Origin of the sequence: Chryseobacterium sp. JM1, from assembly GCF_000737715.1 — a bacterium.
Taxonomy (GTDB): Bacteria; Bacteroidota; Bacteroidia; order Flavobacteriales; family Weeksellaceae; genus Chryseobacterium.
Genome location: NZ_JPRN01000003.1, coordinates 675,113 through 693,062, shown reverse-complemented (window position 1 = coordinate 693,062; position 17,950 = coordinate 675,113). Strand labels below are relative to the sequence as shown.

The following is a 17,950-nucleotide window of genomic DNA, read 5'->3' as shown; positions in this document are numbered from 1 at the left end:
GCTTTTTTGGCTTTTAACAAAAAAATCCATTTTCGAATTGTTTAAAACAAAAAAATAATATCATAATAATTTTAATACGACATGTTTTGTCGTCACGTGTCTATATCTTTGTACCAGAGATAAGATAGAGGTATAAAATAATTCATTTTAAATTAACCATACTTTCTTATTTTTCTAAAAATAACTCTTAATTTTGTGAAATTTTTTAAATTATGTATAAAAAACAACTAATTACCATTTTTCTATTTTTATTTTTCAGTTCTTATGCACAGACTGAATTTATCACTTCGTGGAAACCCAATGTAACCGGGACCATCGATAATGCCATATCTTTTGGCGGTACCGGGACCAGCTATACCATCAGCTGGGAAGAAGTAGGCTATCCTCAGCACAGTGGAATCCTTAGTTCTGTAACATCCAGCAGCAGCAGTCCTGCTATCGTTTCTTTTGGTTCTTCTTTAAACACCAATCCGGTTCAGGCCACCTACAGAGTGAAGGTATCCAATGGCAGTGGATTATTTTATGGATTTAAGGCTAACATCAATATGGCCACTGAAAATTCTGAACTTTTCGAAGTTAACCAATGGGGCAACACCGTTTGGCTTGAGCAATTTGACAGAGGATTTTCGAGATGTCTGAACCTTAATGTCACTGCTACAGATGCCCCAAATCTGGCACAAATTAGTAATTTATCTGAAATGTTCTCTTACTGTCCATCTTTGGTTGGCAATAATTCATTTTCTACCTGGAATACAAGCACCATTACGAATATGAGTAGCATGTTTAGCAGAGCAACATTATTTAATCAACCTATTGGAACCTGGAATACGGCTAGAGTAACTAATTTTAGCGATATGTTTGCATTGGCGTCTTCTTTTAATCAAAATATTTCCAATTGGAATACGGTGTCGGGAACCAATTTCTCTTCAATGTTTACATTTGCGGCAGCTTTCAATCAGCCCTTAAATTCATGGAATACCTCAAATGCTACTAATTTCCGTTATGTATTCGCTTATGCTACCTCTTTTAACCAACCGCTTAACAACTGGAATACAGGTAATGTAACAGATTTTGAGCAAATGTTTACCAATGCTACCTCTTTTAATCAGCCTATTGGAAATTGGGATGTCAGTAAGGTTAATGTTAATATTGGATTTAATATGTTAAATGGTGCTTCACAATTTAATCAGGATATTTCTACCTGGAATATTAAGCTTCAAAACTTTCTTTCGAATTCAATCTATTTCGGATTAAAAAATACACGTTTATCATGTACCAATTATAATAAATTTCTAATTGCTCTCATGAATAATCCTACATGGGCCAGCTCAGGAATAACATCCGGAACCATTGATGCAACAGGGTTAACCTATTCTACACCGCAAGCCATTATGGCAAGAGCTCAATTGGTAAACAAAGGTTTTAACATTATTGGAGATACGTATAACGCTGCTTGTAATGGAAGTTTATCAACCGTGGAAACTTCAGCACAATTAAAAACTCCGGCTTATCCTAATCCAACAACAGGAGTGATCACCGTGGAGTCTGCTGAAAATGAAAATGCATATTTATATGACAGCACCGGTAAAATGATTAAAAATATAATTTTAAGTAAGGGGAAAAACCAGATCGACCTTACCGGATATCCATCAGGGAACTATCTGTTAAAAGGCCATACAACTTTTACTAAAATAGTTAAGAAATAGACTTCGGAGTCTTCTTTAAACCCTAAAAAATAGCCCTACAACAAACAATTGTAGGGCTATTTCTTTTATTGGCAGAATCAAAAGCTCTTAGAATATTGTAAGAATTTGTTGGGCAGGTGCAGCCAAAGTATTAGTAGCAGCGGTTCTCCCTGATGGGGTGGCTCCCGAATTATAAGTAGGAGTACCCGGCTGCGTACAACCTCTTCCTACATCAATGGTTTCTCCATTCACAAACACTATGGTAATACTCTGCCAATTAATAATAGATGTAATAGCAGCAGGTATAGTTGCCCCGGCATTTACGTTATATATGGCATCAGGAATCCCTATATAGTGTGACATAATATCCCATTGATTGATAGGTGGCGTTTTTGATGCACTGTTGTTCATAAGATCATAGGTAACCGTTGTCCCGGGCTGAATAAGTCCTGCCGTCTCTCCGGAAGCAATCGGATGGCAGTCATATTGCCATGTTGTAGGGTCTGTGACTTTAATTTTCAATTTAGCAACAGCAACAGGACTGAAATTATAAACGACTAACGGGTATTGCTGAGCTTTAATAATGACCGCTAAAAGAACTAAAAGCAGTGGAAGAATTTTTCTCATATTGTATGTGATGTATTATGGTTTTTGTTCATTTGAAATTGAAATAAAGGCTTGTGAAATAATGGCATCATCCTCTAAACCATTGACTATATCTTTAGTCATGCCTGTTGACAGTAAAACCATTTTTGCCGGTTCCAATAAGATTTTTTTCCTTGAAGGGCCCAATCCCTGACTTCCTGAATTGTTTGCAATTTCTTCTTGAATAAGTGCTGGGTTATTGGCATCCGCCAATGCTTTTTTAAAGTCATCAATAGCTTGACTTTTAGAAAGAATCGATTGGGCAGTACGTCCTTCTAATGGGTTACCCGTCAGGTTGTTTTCTTCAGAACCTTCCAATGAACATGAAATCATGGATAGGGAAGATAAAAGAGACAAAAAAAATACTTTTTTCATATTTTAAAATTAATTTGATAGTGCTCAAAAATACTAAAAAATATAATACACCATGCATTGAAATAATATTTTTAATTAATTTTTTTAATTATAATTGAATATTATACAAATAAAATTAATTATGAATCACTAAATAAAGAATTTAAACTATTAACAGAGTAGTCAAAAGAAACTTTAAAAATTAAGCTGGCTTGAAAAAGTTGATTTAATAATTTCAGACCTAAATATAGATTTGAATTATTATCTTTAATCGATTCACATACACTGAAAATTAAGAATAGAAAGCACGAAATGAAACTAATAAAGATAACTTACTTACTGATCATATTGTCAATATTAATCCAGTCTTGTAGCGAACAAGGAAAAAAAGGTAATCCATTGAAAACAGAGAATGATTACACTTTATTGATGTATGGACTACCCAATATGGAAAAACAAAATTCAAGAAATGTCATTGCCGAAAAGTGGGAAATAAAATTCGAATCAGTTGCAGGGTGTGTGGTTACCAAAGAATTGACTGACAGTGTAAAAACTATAAATGATAGAGTAGGTAAAAACATTGAAAAGAAATACGGGAAAAATTGGAAAACTGAATTTGAAAAAGAAATACAAGAAGAATATGCAAGGGAAAAGCAAATTACTGCAATTTTAGACAAAGTTGACTTTATCAAGAAAAAGGATGAGCAAATGGATAAAGAAGGTAATGGACTGGTGTATTATATGACACCTATTAAAAATTCAACAACAGACTATCATGTATCTGTAGAAGGTTGGGATACTATTAACGACAAGGACGTTTGGGTTTCTTATTATAGAATGACAGCAAATTACAAAACTAAAGAGTACAAACTGTTGGAGGATAAAATTCAACCAAGAGAATAACTAAACCAACAAGATTTTTGTAAAAGTAAGTAAACCACAGAGTTCAAAAACCGTTAACTATAGATAAAACTTAATCTCAAAAAAAATTAGATCTCTGTAAAATTTTAATCTAACTGTCCTTAATTAAGCTAAAGAAGATAATAATCGAAGATTGTCCGTCTGGATGAAAATTTATAAAAATTCCAATAATCACAAATTTAACATAATATAAATTATAGGCAAAATATAATGACAGAATCTTACCTTTAAAAACATTCAAGATCTACTACTTTCCGAATTTCTCTTCCAGATACTCTTTGACAACGTTCACAAACTCTTCCTTTGTCATATATCTGTCCAGAAAGTCTTCCAGGCTTCCTTCATTCTCAATCTCCTCAAAATAAACTTCATGATCTGTACTGTAAACCGTCGGGTTCATTGGATTCGGATCCGTTAAGCAAACAAAATAATGATCCGGATATCCATACGAATATATAATACAGATAAAATCCATTTCTGTTCCTTGTACAGTTTCTCTGACTTCAGTTTCTTTTACAAATCCCTCAAGTTCACCATCATCTTTTGAATCTTTTTTAAAGGGCGTAAACAGCCAGTCTTTATAAAAATCCTGTCCATACGTTTGCTCATGCTCTGAAAAATAATGTTCGACCAAATCTTCATAGAATTTTTCATTATGAATGTTATACCTCTCTTTATTCTTTTCGTAAAATGCATCAATCCCATACACATCCCATTCTTTATCATACAGATAACAGCTGAATTCCATGCTTTGCCAGTTCTCAGCAAAAGTTTTTTCTGCACTTACATGTTCTGTATTGGCGCCTAAAACATTCAGTTTTTCTAATATTTTCGTATACATTATGTTAAATTAACATTATAACAGATTTAAAATCAGGCTAATATTGTCCACCATTCCACAACTTTTCCGTTGTTTCTTCCTGGCTGTATTCAAAATAACTCCCGTTTTTATCCTTATTTCTTTGGAACAGTTTTACATGATACGTCCTGAAATTCAGTTTCAAAAACTGATGAAAATAACCATTCCCAAAGCATACGTGGCTGTAAAACAACGATTTAAAATCTTCTTTATCAGGTATTTCAAAAGTTTTCAGCCGTCTTACGATCTCCGAAACTTCAGTTTTTGTGATGCCTTCCAGGATGATAGGTTCCGGTAAAGCTATATCAAAGGCCAGATTTTCCGCTCCATCCTCTGCCCACCATTCCCAGAGATTAAATCCGGACATCTCCTTCCCTGTCACTTCATGCAGCGTATTCTCAAGTTTTTGGTAAGCTGAATGATCTTCATCTCCATGCTCATCACAGTAATCCGTATATTCTAAGATAAGCCGTAATACCTCAGGATAAAGCTTTTCAGCAGTCGTAAAATCAGGTTCAATTTCCTTTCGTAATTCCATATCATCTAAAACAAAATTCTTTTCTGTACTAAATTACATAATTTTTAAGACCTTAATCATCCTGTTTCCCTCTGTTTTACCTATATTTGATCTCAATACAATAGATATGAACCACGCGAGCTGTTTGCCTCCTCCAAGATTCTAATATTTTCAAATTCATTTGAAGTATTCTCATGCCGTTAATTTTTTACCGGCAGGGATTCCAATACTTCAGATTCTGATAAAAATAATATTACAAATCTTTACAGTTCATTCTCAATGAAAAAATCATATTTATTATTGCATCTGGCCGTAATCCTGGCCGGCTTTACAGGCATTTTCGGAAAACTCATCTCTTTAAATGAAGGACTACTCGTCTGGTACAGACTTTTCTTTTCGTCCATCATTTTATTTGTTATTTTAAAACTTCTGAGAATCCCCTACAGCATTTCTGCACAGGAAAAAGTGCGTATAATGAAAGCTGGGCTGCTCATCACACTTCACTGGCTTTTCTTCTACGCGAGCATAAAATACTCCAATATTTCCATCGGTGTGGTTTGCTATTGTCTGACCAGTTTTTTCACCGCCGTCTTCAAACCTTTGATAGATCAGGAGAAATTCAAAATTTCAGAATTGCTTCTCAGCACATTGACTTTGTTTGGGATCAGCCTGATCTTTCATTTCGACACTTCTTATCAGCTTGGAATTATTCTAGGCGTAATTTCTTCCGCTTTTGGCGCGCTCTATACCATTTATAATAACCGGCTGGTGAGACACTTTGATACCAAAGTCATCAACTTTTATCAGATGATGGGCGGAACTTTAGGCCTCGGAGCATTTTTGCCCATATATCTCCTCATTTTCCCGGCAGATAGCATAGTCCCTGACTTAAAAAACATGGCTTATTTGGGCATTTTAGCACTTTTTTGTACAGTTGGTTTATATGTGGCATTTGCAGAGGTTTTAAAGAAAATTCCGGCCTTCACAGTGAATTTAACGTTCAATCTGGAACCGGTGTATGCAATCATTATGGCATTTTTGTTTTTCGGGGAAAGCAAAGAAGTCGGACTGGCTTTTTATGTAGGTATTTCATTAATTATTGCTTCGGTTGTTTTGCAGACATTGATTTCAATGAGAAAGAAAGTCTAGCTATCCATTTAAACGAAACGCAGAAGATATAAACTTCTGCGTTTTTTAATTTTATAAATAAATATAAATCACAAACTAGTGATATTTTATATAATATACCCACCTCGATTTTATTTAGTAGTTTTAAAAGTCAGACTGATGAAAAATAAAAGATTAAATCATGAATTATCAAACCTTCCAACCTCGTCCTGAACTCTCCGCTCTTATCAAGTGCTACTGGACTCTGGAAAGCCCTAAGGAAGATATTCCTCAGCAGCAAACTATTGTTCCGGACGGTTGTATGGAAATGATTTTTCATTATGGTGACCTTTACAAACAATATATGGATGATGGCCAGGCAGTGGTTCAGCCCAGAAGCTGTGTTTTTGGCCAACTTACCAAACCATTGGTTATAGAATCTACAGGAACTACAGGAATGTTCTCTGTTCGTTTTCAGTATGAAGGTTTTATTCCGTTTGCCACGATTCCCATTAAAGAAATGGATGATAAGGCGGTTTCACTGGATAAACTCTTTGGAAAAGATGGAATTGAGATGGAGAAAAATATGCTGAAAACCAAAACACCAGAAGAAAAAATACAGGTTGTTGAAGACTTTTTACTCAAAAAACTGGATGCCGATGCCATTGATAAAATTGTACGGTCTACGATAGATACCATTATTACTGCTAATGGTCAGATTTCAATCGGTGAACTTTCTAAACAGACCAATATAAACCGCAGACAGCTGGAACGGAAGTTTTCTTCTGCCATAGGTTTAAGCCCTAAACAGCTCTCCAAAACAATAAGACTGCAAACAACGCTGAAACTTTTACTTAATAAAGAATTTACAACCCTTACGGCCTTAGCGCATGAATCCGAATATTATGACCAAGCCCATTTTATAAAGGATTTCAAAGAATTCACGGGACTGACTCCTAAAGAATTTTATGGTGAAAATCTGAAAATGTCTTTCCTTTTTTTCGGCACAGATTAACCTTGTCGCATTTTTACAATTATAAGCTTAATCATATGCTGAACTTTGTCTTCATAATAAATATTAAGACAATGAAAACAAAACTGATCCTCTCCGCCATCGTCCTGGCAATTCTCTCTGCATGGACGCTACAACACAATGAAATCCAAAAACTGGAATGGCTCATCGGTACCTGGGAAACCCAAACACCCAAAGGAAGCCTCTATGAAACCTGGACCAGAAAAAGCGATACCGAATTCCAAGCAAAAAGCTACTATCTGAACAAAAAAGACACCATCATGTTTGAATTTGTAAGACTGGTAGAAAAAGACAAAAAGCTTCATTACATGGTCACTGTAAAAGGTCAGCATGATGAAATCCCCGTCGATTTTATCTCAACATCCGACTCAAAACCTACTTCTCTTATCTTTGAAAACCAACAGAACGACTTTCCACAAATCATTACCTACAAAAAAATCAGCAAGAATTCTCTAATTGCTGAGATTTCAGGCACTATCAAAGGCAAAAAAGAGAATGAAATATTCGCGATGAAAAAGATAAAATAATAAACGGCACTTTACAGGCCGATTAAGAAAGAAAAGATTATTCAAATCTAAAGGAAAAAGGCTCGGCCGCCGAAGGCGGCCAGCTTAAAGTTCGCTTCATCAGACAGGTTCACCTGTCTCCTCTTTGCACCCCTAAAATAAACAGCATCAATTTAAACTTTGCGTTTCCAATAGAATGCATATTTAATATCACGCAAATTAAACGAATAACAAGGATTATATTGTAATTAAAATCTATATTAAAAATTAAACGCAAGCATCCGCTCAATCTGCAAAATCTGCGGGAGATAAAAAGCTAAGTTTAATTTTTAAATTTTAGGCTAAAAAATAAACTAATGCACCTACATTTTCTTTAAAATAATCTGATTTCTACATACCGTCACCGCTACCCTGTCACCCGCCTCAAAACCGCATTCCTGAACCCATTTCCCCGCAATCCGTATTTCCGGAAAAAAGACATGCCTTCTGTAAGATCTTTCAAAACACTTATGGGAAACCGTAAGGTTCCGGTTGCGGAACAGTTTATATTTGTTCTGGAGGTTTATCTTCTTTTTCATCATTTGTTGTTTTCTGCAAACCAAATAATATCAGGCTGGATATTCCAGTTTAAAGAAGGATATTTTATGCTGTATGAAAGATATTTTAGAATTTAATTTATTTTAAAAGGAGCTTTATTCTTATGTCTTAAAACTTTATATTTGTTATTATGATTGACACAGATATGCAAAATAAAAAAATACATCAGGGCCGAAATATCAAACGTTTCCGTGAAATGCTCGGCATCAAACAGGAAGCTTTGGCTTTTGAACTGGGTGATGACTGGAACCAGAAAAAAGTATCTCTTCTAGAATAGGAAGAAACCATAAAAGCCGATATTCTGGCTCAGTTTACTAAAATTTTAAAAGTCCCTGCGTAAGCATAAAAATATTTTTAAGCTTTAACAATTGTTAAACAATGGATCACCTGTCACAACAAATTCCAAAAGATAAATATTCTACAGAATTAAAAATTCATTTATTTAAACTCTGGAGAAATAATTTAGCAGATAAAAAAATAAATAATTTATATCAGCTCGTTAATTGTGGACTTGCAGATGATTGTTTTAAAAATCTTTTGGAAAACAATGATTATATTCTACCCGAAATACAAATTGAAAATATTGAGATAACCGCTAGGGTTAATGATATAAAATTTATTCTTGGGGACAAGGATAGGTTAAACTGTATTAAAAGGGCTGTAGAATCTTACATAAAAATATATGAAAAAACAGATGAATTAAATTATTTAATTCGGGCCCTAGAGTTAGTAGGAAAGGCAAAATCTATTTTTAAACAAGAGCTCGTACAATTGGAAGGAAAAATACTACAAGTAATTGTTGAATTAAAATCTTCATATTATCAATTACAGCTCTTAAATACTTCTATCAATTTTCTATTTCAAGAAGCTTCTTCTAAGAAGCTTATAGACTATTTTACAATTAAACTAGAGGAAAGTTTTAAAATAAATCAGTATGATAATGCTATTCATTATATTCAGATTTTAAGTAAATTAAAATATTTTAATGACACTCAATTCAAAATTGAAACAGCACTATGCTTAGAAAAAGAGGCTGATTATTATGTGTCTCAAATAGATAAGGATACCATTACATACAACCCTAAAATATTATCTTCTTACCTCGATGCATTAAGGCAAATAAAAAAAGTTGTAGTTGATGAAAATTTTAAAACTAGACTTGAAAAAAAGATAAAGAATGAACAAAAAGTAGAAGCTGAAATTATACCAATAATTGGCATTAATGGCAAATCAAAATTAAATATCCCTCAATTAATAAGAGAGCAAAATATTGAAGACTTTGATAGTGGATTCGATTTTCTTTTATGGTATCCAATTTTTAATCCAACTTTTAATAAAAAACAAGAAAAAGATTTTTTTTTCCAGCAATATTTTCCCACAAGTTTACAAATTACAAATAAAGGAACAGTTAGTGGTATTTCAAGTGCAGAAGAGTATAATTTGAACCAAGAAAGAGAACATTATAGAAATATTACAATTTCATTAATCCAAGAGATTAAATTAATAATGGATTTGGATGGGCAGGTATGCAGAGATTGGGTAGTAGCAATGATTAGCCAATGTAAGAGCCCGCTCATTCCAAAAGATAGAGAGTATTTATTCATTGAAGGAATTTACAGTGGATTTCAAAACAATTTTATACTTTCATCACATCTCCTTATCCCTCAAATTGAAAATAGTTTGAAATCTATTATAGAATCAAACAATAGAAATACTATCAAACTTTTAGAAGATATTCAGAATGATAATACTCTAGGAGGTTTATTAAGTATAAAAGAAAATGGAAAAATGCTTGATGGTATTTGTGAAAAAAACTTATTATTAGAATTAAACAGCTTTTTAATAGATGGTAATAGTGTGAATTTTAGAAATAAAATATCTCATGGATTAATTTCTCCATTTGAAATAAATTATTACGGTATTTATTTATGGTGGCTTTCCTTAAAAATGATTGTACAAACTGAAGAATATTTCAAAACTGTAATTACTAATATATAAATTCAAAAAATGACAGAAAGAAAGACTAATATTATTGAAGGAATAGGTTTAATTCTTATACTCTTTTCATTTCTAATTCAATTAATTGAAACTGATATTGAAAGCCAAGTTAGAGAAGCTCAATTTGCTCAAACACAAATTAAACTAGATAATTTATGGGTTGTTATCAGTGATGATTATTCAGAAAAACATCCAGAACAAAATTTAGTAAAAGCAATAGACATTAAAAACATGGATGAAAATTGGAAATATTACTCTATAAGTAAAGATGATTTAAGCAAATGGGAAAATAGTGTTTTATTCCAAGAGATATCAAAATTACGAATATGGTTTTTTATATTGGGAAGTTTGATAATTGTAATCCCAAAATTTTGGGGAAGGAAAAGCTAATGACACTTCCTTATTTATGATCATTTTTCAAATACATTTTCATAATTAATATTATTTATCAAAAAAAACTTGCGTAGTCAAATAACTTCATTTAAATTTGTAGTCAAATAACTACACAATGAATTTAAGAAGAGATGTATTCCAAGCTATCGCAGACCCTACCAGAAGATCAATCCTGATGCTGGTGGCCGCACAGTCCATGACGGCCGGAGCCATCGCTTCCAACTTCGATACCGCCAGACCTACCGTTTCCAAACATCTTCAGATCCTCACAGAATGTGAACTGCTTAGATCTGAGCAAAACGGCCGTGAAATTATCTATCACCTAAATCCCAATAAAATGAAAGAAATAGCCGATTTTATAGAACCCTTCCGCCAGATGTGGGACGACCGGTTCAATAAGCTGGAAAGTGTAATGAAAGCCTATCAGAAAAAGATAAGTAATGAGTAATGGGCAATAAGTAATATTTTACACTCTTCCCTTTTCCACCCTCAAACACACCAACCCTCAAACTCAAAATATGGAACTCAAAACAAAAATCCACGCCGAAGACGGCAAACAGGAAATATTCATCACAAGGGAATTTGATCTTCCGGTAGAATTGCTTTTTAAAGCCTACACTGAAGCAGAAATTGTTGAACAATGGATGAACACGAAAGTTCTGAAGCTTGAAAACAAACCCCACGGCGGCTATCAGTTTGAAACATCCAATCCTCAGGGCAATGTGGTTTTCCGTGCCAATGGAACCATCCACGAATTTGTTCCGGAGCAGAAAATCACAAGAACTTTCCAGATGGAAAACACTCCTTTCCCTGTTCAGCTTGATTTTTTAGAATTTGAAAAACTCACAGATCACACCAGTAAACTCACTATCCATACGGTCTATAAATCCGTTGATGTCAGAGATCAAATGTTAAAACTACCTTTCGCACAGGGACTGAATATGGCGCATAACAGATTGGAAGAAATTTTTAGAAAATAGAAAATAGAAATTAGATGTTAGATGTTAGATGTTAGAAGGTCGCAGTTTTAAATCATCCCCAAAACTCTAATATATTCAAACTCAAAAACCCTCAAACCCTCCCACTCTAATACTCTCAAACACACAAACCCTCAAACTCAACACCATGAATCCAAAAGTTAATTTTTTTTTCGATGAAGCCACTCAATGGCAGAAAGAATTTAAAAGGCTAAGAACAATCCTTCTTGATATAGGTCTTGAAGAAGAACTGAAATGGGGCTGTCCCTGCTACACCTATCATGGCAAAAATATTGTGCTGATCCACGGATTTAAAGAATATTGTGCCCTACTCTTTTTTAAAGGAGCTTTACTTAATGACACCCATCATATTTTGATTCAGCAGTCTGAAAATGTACAGGCTGCACGACAAATCCGTTTTACAGCGCTGAAAGAAATTATTGATCTCGAAAAAATCATTCCAGTTTACGTGTATGAAGCGGTAGAAGCTGAAAAATCAGGGATAAAAGTTCCGATGAAGAAAACCAAAGACTTCGAAATGCCTGAAGAATTTCAAAATAAATTAGATGAAAATCCCGAATTAAAAGAAGCTTTCGAAGCCATTACACCCGGAAGACAGAGAGCCTACCTGCTCCATTTTTCTTCAGCAAAACAATCGAAAACAAGAGAAGAAAGAATTCAAAAATATATTCCTCACATCCTTATAGGAAAAGGTCTGAAAGATTAACTTAATCTGAGTTCGGAATAAGAAGTTATAATCAAAAGGCAGGAAACTGGAGGATGGAAGTTACTATTGGCCGGTAAGTATTTAACAATTCTTTTTAAATGTCTTGAAATAGTTCTAAGAAGATTAATAAAAACAGATTGTATTCTATCTTTGGACTTCAATAACTTCCCGCTTCGAGCTTCTGACTTCCTTACATAATAATAAAAACGACTATGGAAACACAGAACAAATCACAAAAAAGAAACAGAATCATTTATTGGATCTTCACGATCTGGATGGCACTTGGAATGGTATCTACCGCCATCGTCCAGCTAATGAAAAACAAAGACGAACTCGCCAACTTCACCACTCTTGGTTACCCCATTTACCTGATGACCATCATCGGAGTTTGGAAACTTTTGGGAGTCATTGCAGTACTGATCCCAAAACGGCCGCTATTGAAAGAATGGGCATACGCTGGATTTTTCTTCGTTATGTCAGGTGCTTTTGTCTCTCATCTCATTGTTGGCGATACTTTGGGACGAACCTTTCCGGCCTTATTATTGTTGATTTTAGTCGGTATTTCGTGGTATTTCAGACCTGCAGACCGAAAAATTTCTACTCTTAATTAAATTGGAATAAAAAACATCAAATACAATCACTTCAATACATAAAATATGAGCAAAAAGAAACTAACAGCCGAACAAAACGGTGAGCTTTTAAAAGTCTTAAAAAACCGTTTTGAGAAAAATATGAACCGCCATAAAGGCCTGACCTGGGAAAAAATACACTCAAAGCTGGAAGCAGCTCCCGAAAAGCTATGGTCATTGAATGCAATGGAAGAAACAGAAGGTGAACCGGATGTAGTAGATTACGACAAAAAAACAGATGAATACATCTTCTTCGATTGTTCCCCCGAAAGCCCGAAACGCAGAAGCCTATGCTACGATTACCAGGCCTGGGATTCCCGTAAGGCCAACAAACCCGAAAGCAATGTCATTGATAAAACCACTGAAATGGGAATAGAACTCCTGACTGAGGAACAATACCGCCAACTTCAGGAACTCGGAAAATTTGATTTAAAAACATCAAGCTGGGTGAAAACACCTGCCAACATCAGAGAATTGGGAGGCGCTATCTTCTGTGACCGTCGGTACAATACGGTTTTCATGTATCATAATGGTGCAGATTCTTATTATGCAGCGAGGGGTTTTAGAGGAATGTTGAAAGTTTAACAAGGTTCGGATTCTTATTATTCTTCAAAACTTTTATTTTAAAATATTGATTTTAAGCTCTCGCAGATCAAGCTGATAATGCAGATTTTTTTAGTGCTATTAAGCGCAAACATCTGTGGAAATCTGTGCCATCCGTGATTAAGTAAGAAAAACGTAATTTATGCTCTCACAGACTTATAAGATGACACAGGTTTTAATGCACACTTTTTAAAACATTAAGATCAATGAAAAATACTAGATTAGTTAAGAAAAATCAAATGATTTTTTAAGTTGTACTCCTTAAAGCGAAGCTAAAACTTAATATTCTTAAAAACTTAACAGAAAATCTTAATGGTTTGAATTTTTCTCTCGCAGATCAAGCTGATGATGCAGATTCTTTTAATACTATTAATTTTATTAAGTGCAAACATCTGTTAAATCTGCGAAATCTGCGGGAGATTAAAAGTATACATATCTAAATCTACGAGAGACTAAATAAAACTAATCATTTTTAAGCCAAGGAGATTCTACACTCCAAAAAATAATATTCACCCCCAAATAATGTTCCGCATAATCCACGAACTCTTCCTTGATAAAAGGCTTCTTCGTTTTTGGATTTTTATACGTTAAAGTAGGTTCCTGCACCGCCATAGCTACTAATGGCAGTTTTCCTTTGTATTGATTGAAAAACGGATAGGAATTTTTCATCTGAGCATTTTTGTTGGGAACAATGTCCGGTCCGCCCAATGCGATGTTATTTTTATAGGCAAATTCAAATAATCTCGACATATATTGGTGATCATTCTCCCATTCACAAGGAAAAAAATTCACATATTGCAATACATAGGAAGTTTTAAAAGCATTTCTGGCGTACTTTAAATTATCCAGTTCAGCCTGAAAATATCGGTCACAGCTAAAGCCCGTTTTATCCTTTTTCATATCAATGTCTATGGAAGTTTCAGGTAAATTAATTCCCTGGATTTTTCCATCAAACTTTTTCGCCAGTTCTCCTATGAGCTTCTGATATCTCTGTTGAACAGCCGGATTCCACTGCTGTGTTACCCAACCATTTCCGACAGGTTTATTTTCACCGGGATTATCATACTGAGGAACCAAACCTCCATTATACTCCTTTTCTTTTAAAATATAATCCGGGACATATCTGGCTTCCGGTTCAAAGAAACGGTCCTGAAGCTGGATGAATAATTTTCTGTTCAGGCCTGATAAATAGTTTAGATCATTTTCAATTCGTGAAAAATCATAAACATCTTTTGCGGTTTCTAATGCCCTCCAGTTATACACGATCTGTACTCCGCCAATATCTTTCCTGGTAATCATTTTTTCAATGTTTTTCAGGTCTCCGGATGAAGTATAAATATAATTCTGAGGCGTTTGCGCTGTGAAAAGCTGTAAACCAAAAGCAAGCCAGCCCAAAACTGTCATCTTAAATAATCGTGTCATACCTATGAAATTAAAAGATTAATAGTCATCATTTATCGTGCCCAAGTTGGTTTTAGAATCAGATAAAGGTTTAAATAAAAATTATCAATCCTTTTTATTTGAAAGAAATTACAGACTATTTTTATGGAGAATTATTTCTATTTGTATGCAATTTTCTTTCATATTTAAATACTATTACTAATTTAGTAGATTGAAATTTGAATTTAATATAACAACATTGGGTATGAAAAAATTAATCTTACTGGGTTCAGTATCGGTTTTACTGATGAACTGTAATAAAAAAACAGAAACTCCGGCTCCGACAGCTAAAGTTGATACAGCTGCTGTGATTGAACCTGTGGTAGATACACTGGGACCAAAATCATTCTGCTATATGGCCGTTACAGGAAAAGACAGCGTCTTTGCATCCATCGATGACAATCTCGGAACCATTACCGGAAAACTGGCCTATAAAAACAATGAAAAAGACAGTTCAAAAGGAGATGTAACCGGCTTTAAATCTGGAGATACATTAAAACTGACCTACGAATTCCAGTCTGAAGGAACAAAAAGCAAGAGGGATATTTACTTTATTCAGAAAGACAATACCTTAACGGAAGGAATCGGTGACCACAAGGAAGAAGATGGCCAGTCTAAATATGCCAATGAAAAAAAGATCAGCTATAAGGACGGACAAAAACTGGAGCCTGCAGACTGCAAAGTGGTTATAAAAGCTTTAAAATAATTTAAAAATCAATTATTCTCCGTCATTTGATATATTCTGCATGGTATTTGCTATAAAAGTGTCTCACGAAAAACAACAATAAAGTAGTATTATGCAGCATTTTCAATTTCAGCCATTTTCAAAAAGTGAATTTATAGAGAGCTTAAAGAAGACTTTTCCTCAATATAAAATTCAGACCGGTTTCGGGGCACTTCAGGTAAGAACCAGCGGATTTACTCTAACCGGAAACGTGAAAATTACAACGAATCCTGAAATAGGAAAAGTAAGCACGGAAACCTGCCTGGACTCAGCGGTCCTTTACCTTATTTTCTGTTTTCCGATCGGCATTTATATGATGATGAAAAAGCAGAAGGTGAAAAAGTTTGAAAGCGAGGTGATTGCGGGAATTAAAAAAATACTGACTGAAGACAAATAATCACTGTCAAACAAAATAAAAAGGTGGCTTCGAATTTCTCGGCCACCTTTTTTATTACTTTTTACTGAAGTTCTTTTTTAATCATTTCGATAAAACGTTCTACCGCTTCATCGCCCGTATTCCACGAGGTAATAAGGCGGATGGCAGAAGACTCTTCGTCTATCTTTTTCCAAACGTAGAATTCAAAATGTTCGGACAGAATTCCAATCAGTTCATTGCTGATAATCGGGAAAATCTGATTGGTGTAGGTATCAGAAAGAAATTGTACTCCCCTTTCTTTCATCGCATTTTTAATTTTCATGGCCTGCATATTGGCATGTTTCGCCAGATCAAAATACAGATCATCTTTCATCAGTTCCATAAACTGGATGCCCAGAAGACGTCCTTTAGCCAGTAAGGCACCTTTCTGTTTGATATTGAAAGCAAAATCCGGCTGTAAATCTTTATTATTAATTACAATAGCTTCTCCTATCAATGCTCCGTTTTTTGTTCCGCCCAGATAAAAAATATCCGTCAGTTCAGCCACTCTTTCCAGGGTCAGATCACTGATCTCAGAAGTCAGTCCATGTCCTAATCTGGCACCATCCATAAACAGATACAGCCCATTCTGACGGCAAAATACTGAAAGCTCTTCCAATTCCTGAGCCAAATAAACCGTTCCCAACTCTGTAGAGTTTGAAATATACACCAGTTTCGGCATGACCTGATGCGGAACATTAGAGTGGCTTTCCAGAACCGGAACAATATCCGAAGGTCTCAGTTTACCGTCTTCAGTTTCAATGCTTAATACTTTATGTCCTGTTGCTTCAATAGCTCCTGTTTCGTTATTTAAAATATGGCCCGGCGCTGCAGAGATCGCACATTGATATGGCCTTAAGATGGAAGAAATTACAATCAGGTTTGCCTGTGTTCCTCCGGAAACCAGATAAACGTCAGAATTCTCGTTTTTAATTTTTTCTTTGATCAGTTTTTTGGCCTGAAGAGAATATTCATCTTCGCCATATCCGGCCTGCTGATTCAAATTAGATTGTATAAGTGCTTGTAGAATATTCGGGTGACACCCCTCGGAATAATCGTTTTTAAAAGAAAATTTCATAGAGTAAAATTAAAAAAAGTTAAAATAACAAGAGCAGATTTTACATAATATTTTGTTAGATTTGTACTGAAAATCATCTAACATTTTGAGAACAACATTAACAGAAGAAAATTATCTGAAGGCTTTGTTTCATTTAGTTGACAATGAAGGGAAAGTAACGATCAATGAGCTCAGCAAATTTTTGAACGTAAAAATGCCGAGCGTGAATAACATGATGAAGAAGTTTGCCGACAAAAAATGGGTCGTTTATGAAACATACAAGCCGCTGGTAGTCACAGAAAGCGGAAAAAGGGAAGCCGCACTGGTAGTCCGTAAACACAGACTTACTGAAATGTTCCTTGTGAAAAAAATGAACTTCGGCTGGGAAAATGTCCACGAGATCGCAGAACAGCTGGAACATGTCCATTCACAGGTCTTTTTTGACAAAATGGACGAAATCCTGGATTATCCTAAGTTTGATCCGCACGGAGAGCCCATTCCTGACAAAGACGGGAATATTATTTCACAGGACCTGCAGAAACTAAGTGCCTGTAAACTTGGAGAAACTGTGATTTTTGCTTCCGTTACCCTTTCGGACGACGGATTCCTAAGCTATCTGAATGAAAGAAAACTGCTTCTGAATACGAAAATCAAGGTTATTAAAATTGAAGATTTTGATAAATCGATGACGATAGAAATTGGGGACAAAAAGGAAATCCTTAGCAGAAAGGCTACTGAGAAGATATTGGTGAAGAAATAGAGG

At 34.7% G+C, this 17,950-nt stretch carries 22 protein-coding genes and 1 pseudogene; 16 read left to right on the top strand and 7 right to left on the bottom strand.

All coding sequences use genetic code 11. The annotated features are described in order from the left end of the window. The first annotated feature begins 212 nt into the window (after positions 1 to 212). On the top strand, positions 213 to 1,706 hold the full coding sequence (locus IW22_RS23605; RefSeq protein ID WP_051891151.1) for a BspA family leucine-rich repeat surface protein: 1,494 nt from the start codon (positions 213 to 215) through the stop codon (positions 1,704 to 1,706). Between the two features lie 87 nt (positions 1,707 to 1,793). On the opposite strand, the gene IW22_RS08285 is transcribed toward IW22_RS23605, so the two are convergent. Then, positions 1,794 to 2,312, bottom strand: coding sequence for a hypothetical protein (locus tag IW22_RS08285; RefSeq protein ID WP_034725561.1), 519 nt, complete (start codon positions 2,310 to 2,312; stop codon positions 1,794 to 1,796). 15 nt (positions 2,313 to 2,327) lie between these two features. Beyond that, on the bottom strand, positions 2,328 to 2,705 hold the full coding sequence (locus IW22_RS08280) for a hypothetical protein (RefSeq protein WP_034725560.1): 378 nt from the start codon (positions 2,703 to 2,705) through the stop codon (positions 2,328 to 2,330). A gap of 291 nt (positions 2,706 to 2,996) precedes the next feature. Here IW22_RS08280 and IW22_RS08275 point away from each other — a divergent pair, with 291 nt between their 5' ends. Next, entirely contained in the window at positions 2,997 to 3,587 is a 591-nt protein-coding gene (locus IW22_RS08275) for a hypothetical protein (RefSeq protein ID WP_034725559.1), read from the top strand. A gap of 265 nt (positions 3,588 to 3,852) precedes the next feature. On the opposite strand, the gene IW22_RS08270 is transcribed toward IW22_RS08275, so the two are convergent. Both IW22_RS08270 and IW22_RS08265 read right to left on the bottom strand, forming a co-directional pair. Continuing rightward, entirely contained in the window at positions 3,853 to 4,446 is a 594-nt protein-coding gene (locus IW22_RS08270; protein ID WP_034725558.1) for a hypothetical protein, read from the bottom strand. A 37-nt stretch (positions 4,447 to 4,483) separates the two neighbouring features. Then, positions 4,484 to 5,002, bottom strand: coding sequence for a hypothetical protein (locus IW22_RS08265; protein ID WP_034725557.1), 519 nt, complete (start codon positions 5,000 to 5,002; stop codon positions 4,484 to 4,486). 258 nt (positions 5,003 to 5,260) lie between these two features. Here IW22_RS08265 and IW22_RS08260 point away from each other — a divergent pair, with 258 nt between their 5' ends. From IW22_RS08260 to IW22_RS08250, 3 genes are all read left to right on the top strand, one after another. Continuing rightward, entirely contained in the window at positions 5,261 to 6,130 is an 870-nt protein-coding gene (locus IW22_RS08260; protein ID WP_034725556.1) for a DMT family transporter, read from the top strand. A 160-nt stretch (positions 6,131 to 6,290) separates the two neighbouring features. Further along, a complete protein-coding gene (locus IW22_RS08255) occupies positions 6,291 to 7,103 on the top strand; it encodes a helix-turn-helix domain-containing protein (RefSeq protein ID WP_034725555.1) in 813 nt (270 codons plus the stop codon). 71 nt (positions 7,104 to 7,174) lie between these two features. Next, entirely contained in the window at positions 7,175 to 7,648 is a 474-nt protein-coding gene (locus tag IW22_RS08250; RefSeq protein WP_034725553.1) for a DUF6265 family protein, read from the top strand. A 341-nt stretch (positions 7,649 to 7,989) separates the two neighbouring features. Here the strand turns inward: IW22_RS08250 and IW22_RS23985 are convergent, their stop codons facing one another. After that, a complete protein-coding gene (locus tag IW22_RS23985; protein WP_165571869.1) occupies positions 7,990 to 8,205 on the bottom strand; it encodes a SymE family type I addiction module toxin in 216 nt (71 codons plus the stop codon). A gap of 149 nt (positions 8,206 to 8,354) precedes the next feature. On the opposite strand from IW22_RS23985, the pseudogene IW22_RS08240 reads away from it, so the two are divergent. The 8 genes and pseudogenes from IW22_RS08240 to IW22_RS08205 form a co-directional block, all read left to right on the top strand. Then, a pseudogene (locus tag IW22_RS08240) lies at positions 8,355 to 8,498 on the top strand (XRE family transcriptional regulator); the annotation flags it as partial. 104 nt (positions 8,499 to 8,602) lie between these two features. Next, positions 8,603 to 10,222: a DUF4209 domain-containing protein gene (locus IW22_RS08235; protein ID WP_034725551.1), complete on the top strand. Its 1,620-nt coding sequence runs from the start codon at positions 8,603 to 8,605 to the stop codon at positions 10,220 to 10,222. A 9-nt stretch (positions 10,223 to 10,231) separates the two neighbouring features. Beyond that, positions 10,232 to 10,612, top strand: a complete 381-nt coding sequence (locus tag IW22_RS08230) for a hypothetical protein (protein ID WP_034725550.1) — start codon at positions 10,232 to 10,234, stop codon at positions 10,610 to 10,612. 118 nt (positions 10,613 to 10,730) lie between these two features. Then, positions 10,731 to 11,063: an ArsR/SmtB family transcription factor gene (locus tag IW22_RS08225; protein WP_034725549.1), complete on the top strand. Its 333-nt coding sequence runs from the start codon at positions 10,731 to 10,733 to the stop codon at positions 11,061 to 11,063. 70 nt (positions 11,064 to 11,133) lie between these two features. Continuing rightward, complete coding sequence (locus IW22_RS08220; protein ID WP_034725548.1) at positions 11,134 to 11,595, top strand: SRPBCC domain-containing protein; 462 nt, start codon at positions 11,134 to 11,136, stop codon at positions 11,593 to 11,595. Positions 11,596 to 11,740: 145 nt separating this feature from the next. Next, entirely contained in the window at positions 11,741 to 12,319 is a 579-nt protein-coding gene (locus tag IW22_RS08215) for a YdeI/OmpD-associated family protein (RefSeq protein WP_034725547.1), read from the top strand. 212 nt (positions 12,320 to 12,531) lie between these two features. Beyond that, on the top strand, positions 12,532 to 12,930 hold the full coding sequence (locus tag IW22_RS08210; RefSeq protein ID WP_034725546.1) for a DoxX family protein: 399 nt from the start codon (positions 12,532 to 12,534) through the stop codon (positions 12,928 to 12,930). 45 nt (positions 12,931 to 12,975) lie between these two features. Further along, positions 12,976 to 13,533: a DUF4256 domain-containing protein gene (locus IW22_RS08205; protein WP_034725544.1), complete on the top strand. Its 558-nt coding sequence runs from the start codon at positions 12,976 to 12,978 to the stop codon at positions 13,531 to 13,533. A 480-nt stretch (positions 13,534 to 14,013) separates the two neighbouring features. On the opposite strand, the gene IW22_RS08200 is transcribed toward IW22_RS08205, so the two are convergent. Beyond that, on the bottom strand, positions 14,014 to 14,973 hold the full coding sequence (locus tag IW22_RS08200) for a hypothetical protein (RefSeq protein WP_034725543.1): 960 nt from the start codon (positions 14,971 to 14,973) through the stop codon (positions 14,014 to 14,016). 223 nt (positions 14,974 to 15,196) lie between these two features. Between IW22_RS08200 and IW22_RS08195 the strand changes: the two genes are divergently transcribed. After that, the gene (locus IW22_RS08195; RefSeq protein ID WP_034725542.1) at positions 15,197 to 15,697 is read left to right on the top strand and encodes a hypothetical protein; all 501 of its coding nucleotides are present in this window, start codon (positions 15,197 to 15,199) and stop codon (positions 15,695 to 15,697) included. 91 nt (positions 15,698 to 15,788) lie between these two features. Next, the gene (locus IW22_RS08190; RefSeq protein WP_034725541.1) at positions 15,789 to 16,112 is read left to right on the top strand and encodes a hypothetical protein; all 324 of its coding nucleotides are present in this window, start codon (positions 15,789 to 15,791) and stop codon (positions 16,110 to 16,112) included. Between the two features lie 61 nt (positions 16,113 to 16,173). Here IW22_RS08190 and IW22_RS08185 read toward each other — a convergent pair whose 3' ends face one another. Further along, complete coding sequence (locus tag IW22_RS08185; protein WP_034725540.1) at positions 16,174 to 17,208, bottom strand: threonine aldolase family protein; 1,035 nt, start codon at positions 17,206 to 17,208, stop codon at positions 16,174 to 16,176. Positions 17,209 to 17,293: 85 nt separating this feature from the next. Here IW22_RS08185 and IW22_RS08180 point away from each other — a divergent pair, with 85 nt between their 5' ends. Further along, entirely contained in the window at positions 17,294 to 17,947 is a 654-nt protein-coding gene (locus IW22_RS08180; protein WP_034725539.1) for a metal-dependent transcriptional regulator, read from the top strand. Positions 17,948 to 17,950 lie beyond the last annotated feature (3 nt).

Coding starts and splice junctions, on each gene's coding strand:
- IW22_RS23605 (WP_051891151.1), top strand. CDS start 213: ATGTATAAAAAACAACTAATTACCATTTTTCTATTTTTATTTTTCAGT.
- IW22_RS08285 (WP_034725561.1), bottom strand. CDS start 2,312: ATGAGAAAAATTCTTCCACTGCTTTTAGTTCTTTTAGCGGTCATTATT.
- IW22_RS08280 (WP_034725560.1), bottom strand. CDS start 2,705: ATGAAAAAAGTATTTTTTTTGTCTCTTTTATCTTCCCTATCCATGATT.
- IW22_RS08275 (WP_034725559.1), top strand. CDS start 2,997: ATGAAACTAATAAAGATAACTTACTTACTGATCATATTGTCAATATTA.
- IW22_RS08270 (WP_034725558.1), bottom strand. CDS start 4,446: ATGTATACGAAAATATTAGAAAAACTGAATGTTTTAGGCGCCAATACA.
- IW22_RS08265 (WP_034725557.1), bottom strand. CDS start 5,002: ATGGAATTACGAAAGGAAATTGAACCTGATTTTACGACTGCTGAAAAG.
- IW22_RS08260 (WP_034725556.1), top strand. CDS start 5,261: ATGAAAAAATCATATTTATTATTGCATCTGGCCGTAATCCTGGCCGGC.
- IW22_RS08255 (WP_034725555.1), top strand. CDS start 6,291: ATGAATTATCAAACCTTCCAACCTCGTCCTGAACTCTCCGCTCTTATC.
- IW22_RS08250 (WP_034725553.1), top strand. CDS start 7,175: ATGAAAACAAAACTGATCCTCTCCGCCATCGTCCTGGCAATTCTCTCT.
- IW22_RS23985 (WP_165571869.1), bottom strand. CDS start 8,205: ATGAAAAAGAAGATAAACCTCCAGAACAAATATAAACTGTTCCGCAAC.
- IW22_RS08235 (WP_034725551.1), top strand. CDS start 8,603: ATGGATCACCTGTCACAACAAATTCCAAAAGATAAATATTCTACAGAA.
- IW22_RS08230 (WP_034725550.1), top strand. CDS start 10,232: ATGACAGAAAGAAAGACTAATATTATTGAAGGAATAGGTTTAATTCTT.
- IW22_RS08225 (WP_034725549.1), top strand. CDS start 10,731: ATGAATTTAAGAAGAGATGTATTCCAAGCTATCGCAGACCCTACCAGA.
- IW22_RS08220 (WP_034725548.1), top strand. CDS start 11,134: ATGGAACTCAAAACAAAAATCCACGCCGAAGACGGCAAACAGGAAATA.
- IW22_RS08215 (WP_034725547.1), top strand. CDS start 11,741: ATGAATCCAAAAGTTAATTTTTTTTTCGATGAAGCCACTCAATGGCAG.
- IW22_RS08210 (WP_034725546.1), top strand. CDS start 12,532: ATGGAAACACAGAACAAATCACAAAAAAGAAACAGAATCATTTATTGG.
- IW22_RS08205 (WP_034725544.1), top strand. CDS start 12,976: ATGAGCAAAAAGAAACTAACAGCCGAACAAAACGGTGAGCTTTTAAAA.
- IW22_RS08200 (WP_034725543.1), bottom strand. CDS start 14,973: ATGACACGATTATTTAAGATGACAGTTTTGGGCTGGCTTGCTTTTGGT.
- IW22_RS08195 (WP_034725542.1), top strand. CDS start 15,197: ATGAAAAAATTAATCTTACTGGGTTCAGTATCGGTTTTACTGATGAAC.
- IW22_RS08190 (WP_034725541.1), top strand. CDS start 15,789: ATGCAGCATTTTCAATTTCAGCCATTTTCAAAAAGTGAATTTATAGAG.
- IW22_RS08185 (WP_034725540.1), bottom strand. CDS start 17,208: ATGAAATTTTCTTTTAAAAACGATTATTCCGAGGGGTGTCACCCGAAT.